Consider the following 18,938-nt stretch of genomic DNA (forward strand, 5'->3'; position numbering starts at 1 on the left):
TCGAAATCATTTCAGACAATCCACTGATTAATTAATTTGAATATTTCATCGGGCGAGGCTCAAATTTTCAATTTGCTCATTTACCGCAATTCTAAATTGGAATGGATTATCAACATTACGTAATGGAGTTTGGGAACCTACTGTGCCCTTAATTATGATAGTTCCACTGTTTACAATTCTATCAATAAAGTTTTGTTCTACATAAATAACTTCAACTTTATTCAGCATTATTTCAAATGATTGAGTTCTTAATATTCCATGCTTTATTAAAACCCTTTTATTCGTTACGGCAAATTCAAAAGTTTTGATTTTGAAGTAAGTAACGAAGGCAGAAAATATTCCGGCAACCATAAGAATTATTCCAAGTGAATAAATTATGAAGCCATTTATGGAATGGTAGCTATCAATCAAAAGTACAATAGCAATTAAAATTATTACAACAGGCTTTATATAAAGTGTCCAATTCAATTTAGTTGAAAACGCAATTCTTTCATTGGCCATTAAATTCTTTTGAATGTAGTTCATAAAATAGAAATTTAATTTTACAACTATATGAGACTCGACTAAGCAATTTCTATATATAAATTTAAGAAAATCATTCAACTTTTTATTCAAAATTTTCGCACATTTTATCAATTAGTAAAGTTGAAAACAGTCATTATTTGAAATTTATTTCTCTATTGCGGGAAATAACTTTTCGATATCATTCCACAAAAAATAAACCCGAGATCTTACTTTAAAAGGTTTTAATTTTCCTTGTTTTATCCAATCATAAATGGTAGGTTTTGTCACCTGGAAAATATTACATACCTCCCCAATTTTATACAAAGGCTTGTATGTCATACCTGGAGTATCATAAGACACCTGTTCCACTAATTTCTTTTGCATTTTGGTAATTTCTTCACTTATAATTAATCTTATCTCGTTCCAGAAATTTTCGGGATCATAGGGGAAAAGCATTGGGGTCGTGGTTATTTCATTCTTCACTTTTTCCATCTTTAAAATTTTATTTAGGAGTAATTTTTATGCATTTCAAGAAAATAAACAAGGCTACCTAAACAGTGATTAAAGGATGGCACATACCTGATATAGCCATATTCATGTAATTGCCTGATACTACGATGATAAGTAGAAGGCCCGGATATTTTACAAAACGGTTTTAGTTCATCGCTAAAAATATAAATTGGATTTTCATATTTATTCGCGCTCCATTTTAAAAAAAGAGCGGCATATAAACTTATATGAACAGGGCTGATCCTGGGATCAGATTTAATTGTTTCAAAAAACTTTTGCAGCAATTCTGAATTCATTCTATTTAACTGTTTCCAAATCTTCAATACTGTATAAGCCAAGACTACTTTGATGACAGCAGCGCTCAATTCTTTTAAAATTGAGGCGCTGCGAAAAATCATCAATTCCCGTTTACGCACTTAAACCTTGTTTTTTTCTTTTTGTCTTTTTTTGTACTGGAACCGATTGGGATTCATTTTCATTTTCTTCCTTTCCTTGTTTTATATCCCTCTTTGAATTTAGCTTCTCTGATTGTTCAGGAGTTTTTTTTTCGTATAGATCTTCAGCTTTAATCCTTTGAAGATTTGTATCATAAAAGTTCAATGATTTAAATTGAGGTGACGCTTCAATAAAGATCTTCTGCTCTTTATCATTTTGGGTGAAAGTGACAGATTGCTTATTACCTCTTTTCAAAGATTCCATAAGCTGCGATTTTTCTAGTTCACTACCTAATTCTTTAATAGGAAATTTGGATAAAGTAGCATCAAGATTAAAGCCATAATTTTGATGATATTGTTTGATTTTGTAATTGTTGTTTTTGTCTGTTTCCTTAAAATCAAGTTGCATCCAGGCCTGATATTTTTCTCCTTCTTTTGTTGTAAGTTCCTTATGAATGGCTCTACCACTCATCAGATTGTACGCTTCTTTTAAAGTAATATTACTTTGATTGTTGTTGATGTAAAAAGTTTGTTTAATGGGATCCGGATTCTTACTTGTTTTCAACATAAGACTATAACGATTAAAAAAGTACATGTCGCTTTCATGAGACTTATTTAATTGCAACGTCGCAACCGTCTTATCTTTTCCAAAATCTGCTTGATGGAAAATGGTTATTTGTGGTTCCTGCTTTTCCATTTTTTCTTTCAGTTCTTCACGGTGTCCTTCACCGAAGCCGGTAAACTTCATTTGATTTACCAGGTAGTCTAAATTTTGTTCATTCATAAAATTGATTTTTTGTTTGTTTACTAATATTTTTTTTTATTTTATTTTAGAGATGTCTCCCTTATTTAAAATGATTTTAATGTTCTGTTGAAATGGTTTTTGCTTTTACCATCTCTCGATTATTAATTTTTAATGATAAATTTCTACCGCCATTTTTTTCCATTAATTGAACCACCAACATCTTTTTATCAGGGATAGTGAATTTTTGAAGAGCGACAACAATGGATAGATTGGTTTTACCATTCACAAAACCGGGATCATTATAAATAAATAATGGTGTTTGTTGTATTTCCTGAACAGCAGTTCTTTTACTTTGGTTTCGATCCTTTATATAGAAATTAAGCGATTCAAAATCATAATTAATATTCGTTTTGTTTCCCAGATCAAATTTGAAATAAAGAACGTCATTATCAATATATATACATGAAAGTACAAGCCGCATTCCATGAGATTTATCTTTCACACCAAACAGAAATCTATTTTGTTCCAGAATCTTTCTTGCATCTAATTCTATCTTTTTATCATTGCTCTTTAAGTCCATATAATCAGAACTGGAAAATGAAATGGGATTATTTAAAGTATCTTTAAATTTTAGATTCAACAAACTAGGATTTGTTGAATAATCAACCAGGAAAGAATAAAATTTTCCATCAGAAGTAATTACGCTTAAATTAGTTTCATCGAAATTTTCCTTCGACGCTTTCACTTGAAGAACATTCTCAATTCCGTTAGCTTTTTGTGCCAATAAATCAACACTTCCAATGTCAACACTTTTAATAGGAAAAGGAAATATGAGATTTGATGTTTTATTAGTTGTTACCATCAATTGAATTGAAGGAATACTCTCAAAATTTTGCGAATATGCATTTGCGGAACAAATCAAGACAGGAGCGGTTATTAAAAGGATAATTTTTTTCATGTGAAAGAGCATTAAAATTTAAAAATTTGGGATTATTTCATCCCTATTATTCATTGTTGTTATTTTCAAGAAGTACCTGGTATCCTGCTTTTACAGTTACCTTAATCAGTTTCGTCTTTCTTGTTAGTAAATTCTTACCAGCATCAATACCGGCGCTAATTGCCTGAGTTCCTATTGTCGAATTGAGGCTATTCAAACCAATATTCTGAATGGCATTATCAGATGTTTGCTTGGCTACTTCTTTTGTAATACTTCCAGGAATGTAAATGCCCTCTAAACCATCTAAATCATAAACAGATAAACTGACAGGAATCAAGTCATTTTTATATAAGATGGATTTAATTAAAATAATCAGCCGGTCGCCACTTAAGGTGGCTTTTCCAAAAATAAAATTGCCTTTGGGTATCAATAAGCCATTAATAAAAATATCATTCATTAGCCTTAATTTGATCGTGGAACCATCCACCAAAGTTTGCGTTTCATGTACAACAGCCTGAATTGAATTTTGAATCAATTGTCTTCCGATTGACATATCGTTTATTGAATAAAATTTATTCGCCCTATGTTTATTTAATTTGTTAGTATTATCATTGTTAGAATTTGATTTTTTAGGGAAGAAAAAATTATTTTGTTCATCAATTGGTGTGACTGGATAAACATGCCTTTTATGGATAAGCGAATTCTTCTGTATTTTTTCAGAAACTCTTTCAGGATGTTGGATGTCTAAAATTTTTTCCAACATTCCATTCATTTGTTTCATTTCCGGATCTTCCTCAGTGCTACTCTGATTCATGTTATCCAACATCTGTCTTAATCTTTCAATATTTTGCGTGCTAATTGCTGGACTTCTATTTTCAATTTCAGTGGAGCCACTTGAATTTGTTAATTCACCAGAATTTGTTTTTGAATTGACTACATCATTTAATTGTCGTAATTTATTATATACTTTTTCCTCATTTACGTCAATTTTAGAAGTTGAATTTTGTGGAATTGATGGCAATATATTTTCCGTAGTGTGATTTGGAAGAGTATCTTCCAAATCCATATTGGTTTTGAAATACGGATCATTTTCAATTTCATCTTTTATTTTTAATGAATCTCGTGTTGCCTTCTCATAATACCCAAGTTTATCTGTAGCATCATTTTTAAGATTAGCATTCGGAAGTTCAAGATTTAAACCTGTCTGCTTCGAATTAAATCTGCTTTCAGAATCTTTTCCTCCGCCCATCGCCCAAAAAGCTAATGTTACAAAGGGAAAGACGAGTAAAGGCAAGACCATTAGAAATTTTCGTTTTCGAAGAAATTTTTGAGAATGTTGTTCCATATCTTTATTTTTTATTTGTCCGTTTTATTTAGATATAAGTTTTCAAATTGATTGATACTATCCATAAGGAAGGGCCTGAATTTTAAAATACTATCTTTTATTTTTTGTCCTGAAATAGAATTGGAAAGGCTGTCAATATATTTTTTGAACTGTTCGATTTTATTAAATTCGGAATCAAACAGAATGTTAGAAGTTCTATCATTTTCTTCAAGAACATTTTTTGAAATTACAATTGGGGAAATTTTGAAATGAGCTCGATTGGATTTATCGAAAATGTCTTCAGTTAAAGCGTAAATGCTGGCTGCTATACCGATAAAACAAAAGGTTATTAAAGCTACTTTCTTACCAGTAACAGAAAGCCGTTGACTTTTTTTTTGCATTGCATCTGCCAGCCTTCTTTGCGTACGGACACATTTATGTGCGATTATTTCCAAAAACTTTTCCAGACCAGGTGTGAGATAACTTTTGTCTGGAGAAATTGATTTTCTTTTTTTTGATAAAAACATAATTATCGTTTTTCAATTTTTAGATCTTTATTTTCTAAAATATTCCACCGTTCAATCAGGAAACCATGTGAATTATTTTCTGATCTTGGAACGCTTCTTAAGAAACCTTCTGTAATTAGACTTCTTGTTAAAACACTTGTTGTACGGGTGATTATTTGGGTAGCAAAACATTTGAAATAAAATGGCTTTTGATTCAAGTCGAGCTGAATACTATCGACTGTTATTTCCTGGCTAATATTTGCTGATATAATTTCCGTATAATAACCGCTTTCTTTCAAGTTGTCATATTCTTTTTTTGCTGATGCATCCGCCAGATATAATGCCTTTGTTATACTCGATTGTATCTCTTTATCATCTGGAGAAAGCGTGAAAAAATAATCGTGAAATGTGCTTATTTCATCTCTGGCTTCAACTGCCACATTAGCTTTCCTGTCTGAGGCATAAGCTTCAATTGCTTTATCGTTTGCCAAAATGAAAATCTTTTTCTGGTTTGCATTTACCAATTCATAACTTTTATAAATTGCAAAACAACTAATTGCAAAGCTTGCCAGGATCATCAGCAAAGTAAATCCGCGTACATACTTAAAGGCGCTATCAATATTTTTCATCTGCTGAAACATCTTGTGTATTTTTTTATTTTCCGGAAATTTTGTCTTTAAAATAATCACTTCCTTTTCCTTCGTATCCTGATTGCATTATATTCTTCGTATTACCGTAGGAATCTCTTACCATTGAAGAAGCGTTTGAAGAAAGACTGGAAGAAGCTGTTCTGGTGGCACTTCTGAAACCGCTTGAAACCTTATGAAGCAAGGAATTACCGCCACCTGCATGAATAATATAGTTAGCTACACTGGGAACCGTAAAATATCCGGCAATACCAATGATCATAAAAATCAGATAACCAATGTCTGTGGGACTAAAAAACGTATTCCCCTGATCATGTATCTGGCTGATATCAACCTTCAACATATTTTCCTGGATCTTTCCCATGATTGCTCCGAAAATATTTGCAACAGGAAGCCATAAAAAGAAATTAATATAACGTGCGATCCAAACAGTTAATGTATGTTGAAAACCGTCAAACACTGAAATACCGAACGCGAGTGGACCAAGAATAGCCAAAACAACCAAATGAAAAATTCTTATTGTATTAATGCATAGCGCGGCTGCTTCGTACAATATTTTTAGAATTTCTGATAACCATTCTTTGATAGAATTTTTCATGTTATAATAAAGCTTGGACATAGCAAAACTTACAGAGTTTCCTATTCCTTCCAGCATACCTTCCTGGGATGGATCTTCATGGTATGTATATCTGTACCATTTATCCCTATCACCTTCACCCGATGCTCCTACAAACATTTGCCATGTAGGAGTATTTTTTATAGCTGCTTCTTTCATAGCTAATAATTGTGTAATTGCTTTATCGGAATCCGTAACCATTGAAGTTGTAGCTGTAACAGTGGGTTGCATCACACCATTGATCATTGCAATAACAGAAGGGAAAATTATGACTGCAAAACCAATTACGAATGGTCTGAATAAAGGATAAAAATCTATGGGTTCTGCATTGGAGATGTGTCTCCAAACTCTGGAAGCAATGTACCAGGTAGCTGCAAATCCTGCAATGCCGCGGCCAACTCCAATTAATTGACTGCACAAGGGCATCATATCATTAAACAACTTGTCCAGCACACTTTGCATGCTTTGAATTTCATTTGCAACAGCCTGTGCTTTTGTAATTTGAGGAATCAGTCCCGCTGTTATCATAACGATAACCCTTACCCACTTTTTCATTTTCACATTTTTAAAAATTCATTCAACATCATAAAGCTTCCGCATAATATCAATATCACTCTGCTCCCTTTCTCTCTGAATCGCAAGTATAGAAGCACTGATATTAAAATGTTCAAGAAATAATAATTTATCCTGCATATTCTCAAATACTCTATCAATAAAATGCAGCCTTTCATCATCCGACATTCTCAATTTTCCTGCAGTTAGAACTGTTGCTAATTCATCCAAATCATTCAAACTTTTTTTAAACAGGTTATTATAAGTTTGGCTCAAATAATCAATTTCTTCGGAAGTAAAGTGCCCGTTATTCTTAAATCTTTTAAAGGCATTCTTATATTCGTTTACTATTTGCAATTGCATCTTAATTATGTCAGAAACCTTTGTATATTTTTTCACTTCCGGACTTACAGCTAACAGACCATCTAAAAAGGTTTTATGTAAATCAAAATTTCCTTCTGATATATTCCTGATAGCATTATATCCGGAAGAAAGTATTTCATATCCTTGCTTTAAATCTTTTAAAATTTGTTTGAACTGAGCAAGCTTTTCTATATTTAATAGAAGTTGTTGGGCTTCTTCTGATTGTGCAAAAGTTATTTTTGAACCAAAAAAATTGATTAGTATCAAAAGCATTGCAATCCTTTTCATTTTATTTATTCATTTTATTTAATAATCTACTTGCTTCAATATCCTCGCTTTCCCTCGATCTTTGCATAGCAAGCACATTAACTCTGTTTCTGAAATTCTCAGCGAAAGTTTGTTTATCCAGCATCTCATCATAAATGTGAACAATCTGAGCGATGCGTTCATCATCTTTCATAATGAAATAATTTGGAGTAATAACAGTGATCAATTGATTGATATCCTCCGTTGCTTCAGACAATAATTTGGTAAAGACATATTTTATATATGCTATTTCTTTAGACGTGAACCATCGATTTTCTTTTGTTGTGCTGATGGTCCGTTTACAGGTTTTTATTATCCTTGATTGTAAAGAAATGATATCCGTAATTCTAAAATATTTCTTCACATTTGGATTAATGACCTTAAGAGAATTATAATATCCATTGTGCAAATTACAATCACTATCCTTGATATAATTAATTGCTGCAAGCCCTTTCCTTGCTATCTTATAGCCATTTTGCAAATAATCGATATACACTTGCAATCCAACTATTTGTTGTTGTAAATATTTTATTTGCGTTTTTTTTTGTTGTGTCCATTCCGCAAGTGTTTGTGCATTACTATATAGATGATTCAATAATATTAGTATTAGCGTAATCTTTTTCATTTCAAATACTCGTTTAACCTTATTGTAATCCATACAGCATTTTTACCTGGTTGATTTCAGATAAGTCTCTTGATCTGTTAAGACTGAGAGAAATATTCTGTTGGTTGAATTTCAGGAGATCCAAATAATTTTGTTCAATTGCATTTGCAGAAGCATTAATAAATTCAAGTCTTTTAGCATCGTCCATTTGCAGTGAAAAAGAAGTCATTATTGAAAGAATTTCATCAAGATTTTTAATGCTCTCATCCAGGATACCTGAATAGACATCACTCATGGAATTGATCTCTTTTATCGTAAAATGTTTATCCTGCTTAAAAAGAGACAAAGCATTTTTGTAAGCACCAACTAATTGCAATTGCATTGATGTTACTTCCCTTATCCGATAATAATAAGATATCGCTGTTTTCACTTTCCTTAGTTCATCGAAATAGACTTGATACAGAGCTTTTTGTTTTTCTACCCATCCGGTAATTTCGTCCAATTTAATTTTCGACATTGTATTCTCAATTGTTTTCTGAGCATCCTGAAGCCAGATTGTTTTATTTTGAAGTCTTTGTATATTTAAATCAATTGCCTTAATTACTTTTTTCACAGCTGCCTTAAGGATACTTGGGACATCAATCTGTGCATTCGCTTGTTTCAATGGGAATATTACAGTGATAGAAATGATTCCACATACGATAAGTGACTTTTTCATTTAGTTTTTTTTAAAGATGACCGTACCCGATTTCAATTCATTCTTATCAGGATAAAAGAAAAGCATTCTGCCGTTGTTGCTTATCATAAGGCATTTATTAACTGCATCAAAACTTGCAGTCCAATGATGGATTTTATAGAAAGGCATTTTACTTTTATCAAGAAACTGTGATCGCATGATTTGTGTGATTTGGAAATATTTATTTCCGCTTTGGTTTACTATAATAATTGTATCATAGTTGATGGCATACTCATCAGTCCATTTCGCTACATAAGTTCCTGGAATGAAAGACTTCATTTTTTGACTTGAATACTCCTTGCATCCTGCAAAAATTAACACCATAGATAAAGTCAGTAAATGAACTTTTTTCATGATTTTTTATTTTTAAAAACTTTAGTTTTCAACATTGCTCATTTTCATATCATTTGCCAATACTTTAATGCCTTGCTCAATACTTCCATATTTTTTTGCGTATTTCATCATCGTTATTTTCTCGGTTTCCTCCGTTGTATAAGCCAAATATTCTTCCATAGAAACTTCGGTTCGATATACTTTTGATGAAATACCACCAAGAGAAATAAAAACTTCTTTATAATGTTTTCCCGGATCATTGGCTTTATTTACGGATAATACGAGTGATTTTTCTTTTTCGGTTAATCCTAGTAATTCCTGTATCTGTTCAAATTTGTTTTGATATTTACTTTGATCAAGGAGTATCTTACAATCACTATTATTGATGATTGTGTGCTTTACAACAGGTGAGGAAATGATGTCCTCTATATCCTGCGTTACTACGACTGCTTCTCCGTAAAACTTTCTTACTGTTTTAAACAAATATTTTATGTACTCTGCCATACCTTCTCTTGCAATTGCTTTCCATGCTTCTTCAATAAGAATCATTTTTCTTATTCCTTTTAACTTCCGCATTTTAGAAATGAAAACTTCCATTATAATAAGGGTAACAACCGGAAAAAGAATCGGATGATCTTTTATGTTATCAAGTTCAAATACTATAAATCGTTGTTGCAATAAATCCAGATTTTGAGTGGCATTTAAAAGGTAATCAAACTCGCCGCCTTTGTAGTATGGTCTTAGCACATACAAGAAGTTCGCTACATCAAAATCCTTTTCTTTTACTTTCTCTCTTTCAAGAATCGGAACAAAATGTTCCTGTAGAAATTCGTAGAATGAATTAAAGCCTGGAAAAATATCCGGATGATTTTGTAAATGGCTGTAATAGATTTGAATTGAATTAGACAATGCTACATATTCACTTCTTCCAAAACTTTCATTATTTTTTTTCCATAAAGCCAATAACAAAGTTTTAATGCTTTCCTTTTTTTCTGTATCAAGAACTTCTCCTTCCTCAATAAAGAATGGATTAAATTTTATGGGATCGCTTTCTGAATACGTGAAATAATAGCCGTTAACCATTTTGCATAAGCCTTGATAGGAGTGTCCCACATCTATCAAAACCACATGTGTACCTTGTTCGTAATAACTTCTTACCATATGATTGGTAAAAAATGATTTACCACTTCCGGAGGGTCCTAAAATAAATTTGTTCCTGTTCGTACAAATTCCTTTTTTCATCGGCTCATCACTTATATCAACATGAAGAGGCTTACCAGTTAAACGGTCACCTAGCCGGATACCGACAGGGCTTACAGAGCTTCTATAATTGGTTTCCATATTTAAAAAACAAACCGCATGTTCAGCAAACGTGTCGAAGGTGTCATTCATTGGAAAGTCGGCGGCATTGCCTGGAATACCTGCCCAAAAAATTTGTGGAGCACCGTGGGATTCCTGTTTCGGAACGGCATCCATTTGAGAGAGGCCGGAGGAAACCAGATTCTGAATGTCTTTTATTTTTTCTTTTTCATCAGTCCATACTAATAAATTGAAGTGTGCTTTTATTGGCAAGCGTTGCTCACTGATAGCCTCATTCAAAAAATCATTAGTTGCATCACGCGCAATTGCATTTTCTCTGGAATATGCCGAAAGAGACTGAAGTCTTAATTTTTTGCTTTCTAATTTTTGAATAATTTTTTGCGAATCCTGGATAAAAATGTATTGATTATAGATATGGTTACAAGGCAGAAGTTGACCAATGTTCGAGGCAAATCCGACTGAAAATTTCGTTTTATCAGTTGAGTATTTATCATAGTTAATTCTGGAACCACAAAGTGCAGGTAAATTATTTGAATCACCTAAACTATATAATTGGCAAATTTGTTTGCCTACTGTTATTCCGTCCTTAAAAGAAATATCCTTGATGATTAATTCATTATTACTTTCAGAAAGGAAACAATATTTTTCTATTATTCCTGATTTACGTTCCTGGCTGGTTAAGTTTTCATCTGTCAATCTTTTCAACTTAACAAAACCACTATCTTCTAAAATCCTTTTAAATTGACTACAACAATCTGAAAAGTCTTGTAATACTTGCTGGTTCAGCGTTTGCTCTGGCACAAACGAATTGCGTAATAAGGAAGAAAATAATGAGGTTGATTCTCTTCTGCCGTTTTGCTTTTTTGTAAGCATGACATAACAATGATGGTCTAGAAAAGGCCGCTCATTAAAATATCTTTCACTGGAAAGAGATAAGAAACTGCTATTCTTATTAAAATCCGGCTCATATTTATTTTCAATAAACCAATCCTGTTTATAAAACACTGAAAACTTTGGTAATACTTTTATCGCTTTCAACCATGCATTATGAAGGGCTTCATAATCGTTATCTGAAAGGGTGAAAATTTCTGGAAGAGCCACTTCATATACTATAGTTATATCGCCTTGTTTGGAGAGAATGCAGTTATGCTCTACACCCATCACCGGCAAAATATTATGCAACCATTTTTCCATTATCTATTTTTTAATTCTAATAAAAATGTTTCTCGAGTTTGACTTAATGACTTTTGGAATGCTTCGCCTCGCCGCGTTTTTCATCATTCCATACTCTCCATATTTGTTACTTAAGCGATAGACATAGATGAATAAAATCGTTCCTCCAGTTAATACTATTGCTAAACAGAGAAAAGTATTTAATCCCACGATGTACAAAAAGGCAAAGACTATCAATAATCCTAATACCCCGGCGCCCAAATACCAGATATATTGAGCCTTCAATCCTTTAAACTCTACTGATTTATTAATGCCTTTATTTATTTTATATACATTATTCATTCTCCTAGATTTTATAGAGCACTTTACTACACACCGAAAAAGCTTTTAATCACTGTGGCAACAATTACCAAAAAAACACAGCTGCCAAACCATGCAGCCGCAACTTTGCCGGTATCGGGATCGCCACTATTCCATTTGTTATATACTTTCACAGCGCCAATGAGTCCGACAACTGCACCTACTGCATACATGAGATTTGTACCTGAGGTAAAATAGCTTCGAACCTGTGTATTAGCGGCGTTAATTCCGGCATTTCCATCCTGGGCAAACACTGCTAATTGTTGAATAAGCAAAACTGAAGTCGCAATCAGTTTGTAAATTCTTTTCTTGTTTTTCTCTTGAAAAATTCCATTTACACATTCCATACTCGCTTTATTTTAAAGATTAATAATTTAAAAAAAGCTCTATCTACCCGGCTTTCCACAACAGGTCCATTTCATCTTCATTGAGATAGATAGAGCATTGACTTTGGCTTTCCAATTCAATCAGGCTATTGATAGCTCCAAGAAAAGGAGTTTCTTTTAATGACAAATAATTTTTTAACGTTAATTGTATGGCCAGAATAAGTTCTTCTTTTAAGTACTTTTTTTCGGAAGATTTCTTAAATATTTTGTTTAATTCATTTATCAACTGGTGCACTCTGGAAGATTGCATTTCATCTTCTTTTTCATTTTGTCCGGATTTATATTCTAATTCAGAATCGTTATCAGATTTCATGATTAAATTATCCCTTCGTGTTTTTGATGGTGCGGTGATAAAATGAGATCTTCCTGAAAAGAAAACTTTCGTAATTTCGTTTCTATAAAAAATCACCGCGATTAGAAAATAATAGATAGCTGTAATGGCTGCTGTTATTGAAAGATAGCTGCTCCAGGAAATATTCTTCAACATTGGTATCGCTTTTATTTCAAAACAAAGTTGCTCCTGTTTTAAAAGTGTTTTTCACACTGTGATACCAAGTAGGGAAAGATTCTTTTTAATCTTGTATTTTTTTCCAGCAATAATTACTTTTAAAATTTAAATCCAATTTAGAAACCTTAACTCAAAATCTTTTTACATCCTAAGAGAGTTTTAGAACCCAGGCTAAACTTTACAAGAGAAAAACATTGCAGGTTTCAATTCTCAATTTTAGATAATACAAAAATTAAAGTCATCATAATCGAAATTTTGACTTTGCTCATAATTTCCAACAATCTTCGCAGCAAAAATTCTATCTAAAAAAACTTCCAGCCAATAATAACATTAGCTACGTTAACAATTCACCAACGATAAAAGGAAACGTTTTCTTTTATCAAAATCCTGCCGACACCAGCAATTCTGTTTTCTATATTCCAGATTTTAAGCTATAAGACATTCAAACTTTTCGTGATAAACATACCGTGTACAATGCAAGAATTTGTTTTAATAATTGCGTAAGCAAACCCGGAGATTTTATTTTTTTAATCACTTCCGAAGGTGAAATAATTTACTTCTATCATCGACGAACCGAGACCAAGTTTGATTAACCATGAAAAAGATAATCATTATGGCTATCACTACCACAATCGTTTTTCAAAGCTGTATGAAACCAGAATTAAAATTTTCTGATGGAGTGTTGGTAAGCATTACAAACGAATGTAGAGCAAGAATTTTTTTATACAATTACGATACCGGAAAGCAATCTTTATCAGATATTTTCGATTGTAGTTACGTTTCAATGATTGCGAAAAAAGTAAGGCCGGGAACCTACAAAGTGAAAGCCGAAACATTCCAGGGCAAAACATTTACAAAAAGAGTTTATGCGCAAACGTTAGATATTGAATTTTGAAGTTCTTAGAAATCCTGAAAAATCATTTTTCCTATAACAAAATATTTTAATGCCTCACAGATAAACTGGTTTAAGTTTGTAAATAAAAAAAATGATTGAACAATATGCTGAAATTACAATTGGTAAAAAAGCCTATGATATTTACTATCTTGAAGAAATATATTCGGACGAAACCGTGTTTAGTGTTCGAGTACAAAATAAAACAAGGAATGAACTGTTTCATTTTGATTTCCACTTTTACCCTAAGGCTAACGGCTGGTCAACACCATGGTTTGAGAACCCTCTTTTCCAGGAGATAAAAGTTCAATCTGTTATCTCAGTGATAGGTAAGAGTAAATTGTCTTAGTTTATATTCAAAGTTTAGTAACAAAATGGAGGCTCCTGTGGAAACAAGAGCCGCTACCAAAACTAACTGCTTTTGAGAATATAAATATCGATTATAAGAACCGAATTTATCCATTTGTAAACGTTTAAAATAAAAACTATTTCAACATTTTTAAAGTGCAAAAATATCTTCCCATGATTTTTTCGATAGAAGAAGAAAACAATTGTTTCTTTTTCACTTTCATTTGTTTGAGTTCAATTTTTTAATCAAAAAAAATGCATTTGTTTTTTCCTGTAACTGCCGCGATGTTTTCAAATTATTCTGGAAGTAAGAAAAGACTAAAACCTTACTTCCGGCTACCGGCGATGGATATTCCTAAAATACAGTCTCTTTATTTCTTTTCAGACTTTTCTGTAAATTCACTGCCCCAATTTACTTAAATGAAAGAGCCTGACATCAATTGGCCTGAAGCCGTTAAGCCGTTATTGAAAAAATACAAAAACAAACCGCATCCGCTGGAAGCAGAAAGCCTGTATCAATTCCTGGTGATGGTAGTTCTCTCCGCACAGAGCACCGACAACATTATCAATCAAATTGCACCGGAACTTTTCAAAGCATTTCCAAATATGAACGCCCTTGCCAGCGCGAGTGTGGAAACATTAACGCCCTTTATCAGTAAAGTCCGCGGCTTCAGGAAAAAAGCGAATTGGTTAATTGGTATTGCAAAAGAGCTAAAGAACGACAGCAATATTCCCCTAAACATGCAGCAACTTACTGACCTCTCGGGTATTGGCCGCAAATCCGCAAATGTAATTTTGCGCTATGCAAAAGCCCGGCCCGAAGGCATAATTGTTGACCTTCATGTGGTAAGGGTTGCGCCGCGTTTAGGTATTGCAACCGGCGATGATCCTACGAAAATTGAAAAACAAATTATGGATGTGCTACCTCAAAAACAATGGGACGCAGGAATGGCTATGTCTTTCCTGGGCAGGGAAATTTGCAGGCCTGAGCCAGCGTGTGACGAATGTTTGATGAAGAAGGTGTGTGCTTATTATAATGGGTGGCTGTAATTTTTCGGAACGTATTTTCTAACTTTATAAAAATCATTTTTATGCCAGAAGAAGGAATGTTATTTCAAACTGATTTTTCGGAAGGACAGAAACAACATCATGTGGAAGTCTATGAAGCGCAAACTACCGTTTCCGATATGCATTACTATTGCAAAATTGATGATGATATTGAACTGGCTCTCATGAAGGACGAACAAGGGCAATGGATCGATATTGAAGAATCTGGACCTACCGAACTCAGTAAACTTATCGGGCCTCTTATCGATGAACACAGGCGTTGAAAACGGGTCTGATAACAATTGGCTTTCCATCTTATAAAATAACCTGCCCGGTTATTTTTTTTTATTTAAAGTCTCTTTACCTTTACTAAAATAATTAGCAAATGGAAACTAATAATTTGAGTAAAGAACAAGGAATCATTTCTTATGACTTCCAGGTGCCGGCCGGTTTTCCGTCTCCCGCCATGGACTATATGCAGGAGCGAATTGACCTGAATAAAGAATTTATACCACATCCGCTGTCAACGTTTATAATTGAATCCTCAGGCTATTCAATGATTAACGCTTTTATTCCGCCCAGGGCACGCCTTATCGTTGACCGCTCAATTACACCAAAAAATGGTGATATAGTTTTAGCTGTTTTAAATGGCGAATTCACGGTAAAATTTTTAAAGAAAAATCAATATAAATGTTGGCTCGTTCCGGCGAATTCGAAGTTTAAAGAAATTGAAATTACCGGCGAAATGGATATGCAGATTTGGGGTGTCGTTACCAATATTATCACTACTGTAAAAGATGTTAAGTCATGTATGCTTTAGTGGATTGTAATAATTTTTATGTCTCGTGCGAGCGGCTTTTCAATCCTAAACTGGAAGGAAGACCGGTCATTGTTTTATCTAATAATGACGGCTGCGCGGTTTCCCGGAGCGACGAAGCAAAAGCCCTGGGCATTGAAATGGCCACGCCTGCGTTTATGGCGAGGGAAATCATTGAGAAAAATAACGTCGCCGTTTTTAGTTCCAATTATACTTTGTATGGCGATATCAGCGACAGGGTTATGAAAACGCTTGGCAGCTTTGTACCCCGAATGGAAATTTACTCAATAGATGAAGCTTTCCTGGACATGCACGACCTGGATTATCGTGACCTGCTTGAATTAGGTTTGAATATAAAGAAAACGGTAAAGCAAAATGCAGGAATTCCCGTTTGTGTAGGAATAGCACCCACAAAGACCCTCGCAAAAATGGCCAACCGCTATGCAAAAAAGTATCGGAAAAATATTGGCGTTCATTGGGCAGCAAATGACCAATTAATCAACGAAATGCTTGCTGTTACAGAAGTAGGCGATGTGTGGGGAATAGGCCGTCAATATGCTTTATTTTTAAAAAGAAGCGGCTTTAATACCGCACTTGATTTCATTTCTGCTCCGGAGGAATTTATAAGAAAAAATATGACGGTGGTCGGCCAGCGGTTGTTTAATGAACTCAAAGGAATTCCTGCAATACAGTGGGAATTTGAAACACCCGCAAAAAAGAACATCTGCACTTCAAAATCGTTCGGAAAATTGCAAACCAAAAAGGAAGAAATCGCAGAGGCTGTTAGCAACTATGCCGCAGCTTGCGCACTTAAACTCAGAAATCAAAATAGCTGTTGCAGAAGTATCAATGTTTTTCTGCAAACCAATTTACACAGGACGCAGGATAAGCAATATTCCAGGTCAATCACTATCGATTTGCAAACGCCAACAAATTTCACCGGAGAAATTATTAAATACGCCAACAAAGGATTTGATATTATTTTTAAGCAGGGATATAATTACCTGAAATGCGGGGTAATGGCGTTGGATATCGTGCCTGATGAAAAAATCCAGGCAAGTCTTTTTGATAAATGCAACCGGAAAAAAAATAAAACAGCCATGCAGGCGATGGACAAAATAAATCAATGCCTCGGCAAAGAAATTGTAAGGATGTCGGTGCAGGGATTTGAAAAAAGATACCGGTTGAAAACTGAATATTTATCTTCTCATTTTACTACCGACATGAACCAAATTTTAAAAGTAAAAATCTGATGTTTCAACCATTCGAACTATTCAAACCCGAGTATATCAACCGTCTTATTAAGATGGACAAAATTTATTTAGTTTCTCAATCCTATCACAAAGCCTTTGATCATTTTGAAGATCCCAAAACAGATATTTTATTGACAGATTACGACCATTTAGGATTAGCGCAAATTCATTTTTCAGCAGTGAAGCATGATAAATATGCTTCTATCATTGACCTTACCAATCCAAAACATAAAGAAAAGATTTTACAAATGTTTCATGCGGACTCAGGCTACCGCCTCTTTTGGGCGATTGTAAAAAGCGCAGATGATATAAAAAAGCGGATGAATTTAAAATACAAAGACAATATGCGCCGATACATTATGAAGCACACGAAATGGCGCATAGATGCAAGCGAAAATATCCGGCCAAGTTTGCAGGTTATTTACGGCGAGCTCTTCATTATCCTGAAAAGAGGCAGTCAGACTTTAAGAGTTAAATTTGAGGATATAGAAAAAGCATAAGTATGTGTTACGATATATCTTTTACGGTCGAAATCAAAGTACTCTCAGATTATTTTCCTGACCTGATTCATGATGAACAGCTCGAAATTAATTTTGATGGCACCCACATCATTGGCCATTTGTACGGCAATCATCCGATCATATACAGGAACAGGGAAGATAATAAATTACACCTGCGCTCGATGGAGTGGGGCTGTGTTCCTTTTTATGTGAAAGACTTGGATAAGTTTAAAAGACAACGCGCTACAATGCTAAATGCCAGGAGTGAAAGAATTTTACATGACACCAAAAGTTATTGGTATAAAATAAGAAACAGAAGGTGTTTGATTCCGGTCAATGGGTTTTATGAACACAGAAAAGTGGTAGGATTTAAAAATAAAATTCCCTATTTTATCACACTCAAAAATCAGCCAATGTTTTTTCTTCCGGGTTTATTTTCCGTAGCGGAAATTGTTGATAAAGAAACCGGAGAAATGATAAAAGTTTGGAGCTATACTTTAATTACCAGGGATGCCAACAGTTTAATGCGACAAATTCATAATGACGGAGAAAATAAATTCAGAATGCCTTTGCTGCTTCCCTTCGAGCTTTCTCAAAAATGGATTAACGAAGAATTGTCTGATGAAGAATACAAGGCGATTCTTGATTTTGAAATGCCATCCAGCGAATTAGATTATAAAACCGTTTACACCATCCGTAGCCCGAAATTAAGGCCCGACGATAAGGCCAAAAACGAATTTTATCAATGGGAAAATTTGCCGGAACTGGAAATTGAATGACAGATAAAATGATTTTATCATTTTTAATTTTGCAACTACCGCCCAGCCCGCTCCTTCGCTGCGTTCGCTTCGCTCTCTTGCTCACATCGCGGGATGGGCTACTTAGCAAGTTCAGGCATTTCTAATTTCGCAGTGCTGACGTTCTGATGCCCGTGCTAACGCTGATTCGCTACGCCGCTACTCCGCTTCGCTTCGTACGCGCTTCGCTCTTTCAGCGTACGCACTACCACTGTTCTCACTGTCTAACTTATTTTTTATGAGAGGTTTTAAATTTTGAAACTACCGCCCAGCCCGCTCCTTCGCTTCGTTCGCTTCGCTCTCTTGCTCACATCGCGGGATGGGCTATTTACCAGGTTAAGGCTATTTTATTTTCGCAGTGCTGACGTTCTGATGCCCGCGCTACGCTGATTCGCTACGCCGTTACTGCGCTTCGCTTCG

The 18,938-nt window shown here is 34.1% G+C and carries 25 protein-coding genes; 8 read left to right on the forward strand and 17 right to left on the reverse strand.

Going from position 1 to position 18,938, the window contains the following annotated elements:
• Positions 1 to 45: 45 nt before the first annotated feature.
• The 17 genes from EFY79_RS00670 to EFY79_RS00750 all read right to left on the reverse strand — a co-directional run bounded on the left by EFY79_RS00670 (position 46) and on the right by EFY79_RS00750 (position 12,843).
• On the reverse strand, positions 46 to 525 hold the full coding sequence (locus tag EFY79_RS00670; RefSeq protein WP_123118740.1) for a PH domain-containing protein: 480 nt from the start codon (positions 523 to 525) through the stop codon (positions 46 to 48).
• Between the two features lie 144 nt (positions 526 to 669).
• Positions 670 to 996, reverse strand: coding sequence for a helix-turn-helix domain-containing protein (locus EFY79_RS00675; protein ID WP_123118741.1), 327 nt, complete (start codon positions 994 to 996; stop codon positions 670 to 672).
• Between the two features lie 14 nt (positions 997 to 1,010).
• Entirely contained in the window at positions 1,011 to 1,430 is a 420-nt protein-coding gene (locus tag EFY79_RS00680; RefSeq protein WP_199727404.1) for a hypothetical protein, read from the reverse strand.
• Entirely contained in the window at positions 1,423 to 2,232 is an 810-nt protein-coding gene (locus EFY79_RS00685; RefSeq protein WP_123118742.1) for a hypothetical protein, read from the reverse strand. Before EFY79_RS00685 ends, EFY79_RS00680 begins: the two co-directional genes overlap by 8 nt.
• A 76-nt stretch (positions 2,233 to 2,308) precedes the next feature.
• Positions 2,309 to 3,151: a conjugative transposon protein TraN gene (traN, locus tag EFY79_RS00690; RefSeq protein WP_158605112.1), complete on the reverse strand. Its 843-nt coding sequence runs from the start codon at positions 3,149 to 3,151 to the stop codon at positions 2,309 to 2,311.
• Positions 3,152 to 3,197: 46 nt separating this feature from the next.
• On the reverse strand, positions 3,198 to 4,475 hold the full coding sequence (traM, locus tag EFY79_RS00695) for a conjugative transposon protein TraM (RefSeq protein ID WP_123118744.1): 1,278 nt from the start codon (positions 4,473 to 4,475) through the stop codon (positions 3,198 to 3,200).
• Positions 4,476 to 4,486: 11 nt separating this feature from the next.
• Positions 4,487 to 4,981 carry a hypothetical protein gene (locus EFY79_RS00700; RefSeq protein WP_123118745.1) on the reverse strand — a complete coding sequence of 165 codons (495 nt, stop codon included), beginning with the start codon at positions 4,979 to 4,981 and terminating at the stop codon, positions 4,487 to 4,489.
• A gap of 2 nt (positions 4,982 to 4,983) precedes the next feature.
• Positions 4,984 to 5,601: a conjugative transposon protein TraK gene (traK, locus tag EFY79_RS00705; RefSeq protein ID WP_123118746.1), complete on the reverse strand. Its 618-nt coding sequence runs from the start codon at positions 5,599 to 5,601 to the stop codon at positions 4,984 to 4,986.
• Positions 5,602 to 5,614: 13 nt separating this feature from the next.
• Positions 5,615 to 6,778: a conjugative transposon protein TraJ gene (traJ, locus tag EFY79_RS00710; protein WP_123118747.1), complete on the reverse strand. Its 1,164-nt coding sequence runs from the start codon at positions 6,776 to 6,778 to the stop codon at positions 5,615 to 5,617.
• A gap of 18 nt (positions 6,779 to 6,796) precedes the next feature.
• Positions 6,797 to 7,426 carry a TerB family tellurite resistance protein gene (locus EFY79_RS00715; RefSeq protein ID WP_123118748.1) on the reverse strand — a complete coding sequence of 210 codons (630 nt, stop codon included), beginning with the start codon at positions 7,424 to 7,426 and terminating at the stop codon, positions 6,797 to 6,799.
• A gap of 1 nt (position 7,427) precedes the next feature.
• On the reverse strand, positions 7,428 to 8,102 hold the full coding sequence (locus EFY79_RS00720) for a hypothetical protein (RefSeq protein WP_123118749.1): 675 nt from the start codon (positions 8,100 to 8,102) through the stop codon (positions 7,428 to 7,430).
• Entirely contained in the window at positions 8,089 to 8,766 is a 678-nt protein-coding gene (locus tag EFY79_RS00725) for a conjugal transfer protein TraI (protein ID WP_123118750.1), read from the reverse strand. The genes EFY79_RS00720 and EFY79_RS00725 overlap by 14 nt, the downstream gene beginning before the upstream one ends.
• Positions 8,767 to 9,138, reverse strand: a complete 372-nt coding sequence (locus EFY79_RS00730) for a hypothetical protein (RefSeq protein WP_123118751.1) — start codon at positions 9,136 to 9,138, stop codon at positions 8,767 to 8,769.
• A 21-nt stretch (positions 9,139 to 9,159) separates the two neighbouring features.
• On the reverse strand, positions 9,160 to 11,631 hold the full coding sequence (locus tag EFY79_RS00735) for a TraG family conjugative transposon ATPase (RefSeq protein WP_123118752.1): 2,472 nt from the start codon (positions 11,629 to 11,631) through the stop codon (positions 9,160 to 9,162).
• 3 nt (positions 11,632 to 11,634) lie between these two features.
• Positions 11,635 to 11,952, reverse strand: coding sequence for a DUF4133 domain-containing protein (locus EFY79_RS00740; RefSeq protein WP_123118753.1), 318 nt, complete (start codon positions 11,950 to 11,952; stop codon positions 11,635 to 11,637).
• A 26-nt stretch (positions 11,953 to 11,978) separates the two neighbouring features.
• Entirely contained in the window at positions 11,979 to 12,317 is a 339-nt protein-coding gene (locus tag EFY79_RS00745) for a DUF4134 domain-containing protein (RefSeq protein WP_123118754.1), read from the reverse strand.
• Positions 12,318 to 12,360: 43 nt separating this feature from the next.
• On the reverse strand, positions 12,361 to 12,843 hold the full coding sequence (locus EFY79_RS00750) for a hypothetical protein (RefSeq protein WP_123118755.1): 483 nt from the start codon (positions 12,841 to 12,843) through the stop codon (positions 12,361 to 12,363).
• Between the two features lie 616 nt (positions 12,844 to 13,459).
• On the opposite strand from EFY79_RS00750, the gene EFY79_RS00755 reads away from it, so the two are divergent.
• The 8 genes from EFY79_RS00755 to EFY79_RS00790 all read left to right on the forward strand — a co-directional run bounded on the left by EFY79_RS00755 (position 13,460) and on the right by EFY79_RS00790 (position 18,500).
• Positions 13,460 to 13,759 (forward strand): hypothetical protein, encoded by a 300-nt coding sequence (locus EFY79_RS00755; protein WP_123118756.1) that lies wholly within the window; start codon positions 13,460 to 13,462, stop codon positions 13,757 to 13,759.
• A gap of 91 nt (positions 13,760 to 13,850) precedes the next feature.
• Positions 13,851 to 14,105 carry a hypothetical protein gene (locus tag EFY79_RS00760; protein WP_123118757.1) on the forward strand — a complete coding sequence of 85 codons (255 nt, stop codon included), beginning with the start codon at positions 13,851 to 13,853 and terminating at the stop codon, positions 14,103 to 14,105.
• A 419-nt stretch (positions 14,106 to 14,524) separates the two neighbouring features.
• Positions 14,525 to 15,154 carry an endonuclease III domain-containing protein gene (locus EFY79_RS00765; RefSeq protein WP_123118758.1) on the forward strand — a complete coding sequence of 210 codons (630 nt, stop codon included), beginning with the start codon at positions 14,525 to 14,527 and terminating at the stop codon, positions 15,152 to 15,154.
• A 41-nt stretch (positions 15,155 to 15,195) separates the two neighbouring features.
• A complete protein-coding gene (locus EFY79_RS00770) occupies positions 15,196 to 15,435 on the forward strand; it encodes a hypothetical protein (RefSeq protein ID WP_123118759.1) in 240 nt (79 codons plus the stop codon).
• 101 nt (positions 15,436 to 15,536) lie between these two features.
• Complete coding sequence (locus EFY79_RS00775; protein WP_123118760.1) at positions 15,537 to 15,971, forward strand: LexA family protein; 435 nt, start codon at positions 15,537 to 15,539, stop codon at positions 15,969 to 15,971.
• Entirely contained in the window at positions 15,959 to 17,221 is a 1,263-nt protein-coding gene (locus EFY79_RS00780; RefSeq protein WP_123118761.1) for a Y-family DNA polymerase, read from the forward strand. Before EFY79_RS00775 ends, EFY79_RS00780 begins: the two co-directional genes overlap by 13 nt.
• A complete protein-coding gene (locus EFY79_RS00785) occupies positions 17,221 to 17,721 on the forward strand; it encodes a hypothetical protein (RefSeq protein WP_123118762.1) in 501 nt (166 codons plus the stop codon). Before EFY79_RS00780 ends, EFY79_RS00785 begins: the two co-directional genes overlap by 1 nt.
• Before the next feature lie 2 nt (positions 17,722 to 17,723).
• Complete coding sequence (locus EFY79_RS00790) at positions 17,724 to 18,500, forward strand: SOS response-associated peptidase (RefSeq protein ID WP_123118763.1); 777 nt, start codon at positions 17,724 to 17,726, stop codon at positions 18,498 to 18,500.
• Positions 18,501 to 18,938 lie beyond the last annotated feature (438 nt).

This window comes from Hanamia caeni (genome assembly GCF_003721595.1).
Classification (GTDB): Bacteria; Bacteroidota; Bacteroidia; order Chitinophagales; family Chitinophagaceae; genus Ginsengibacter; species Ginsengibacter caeni.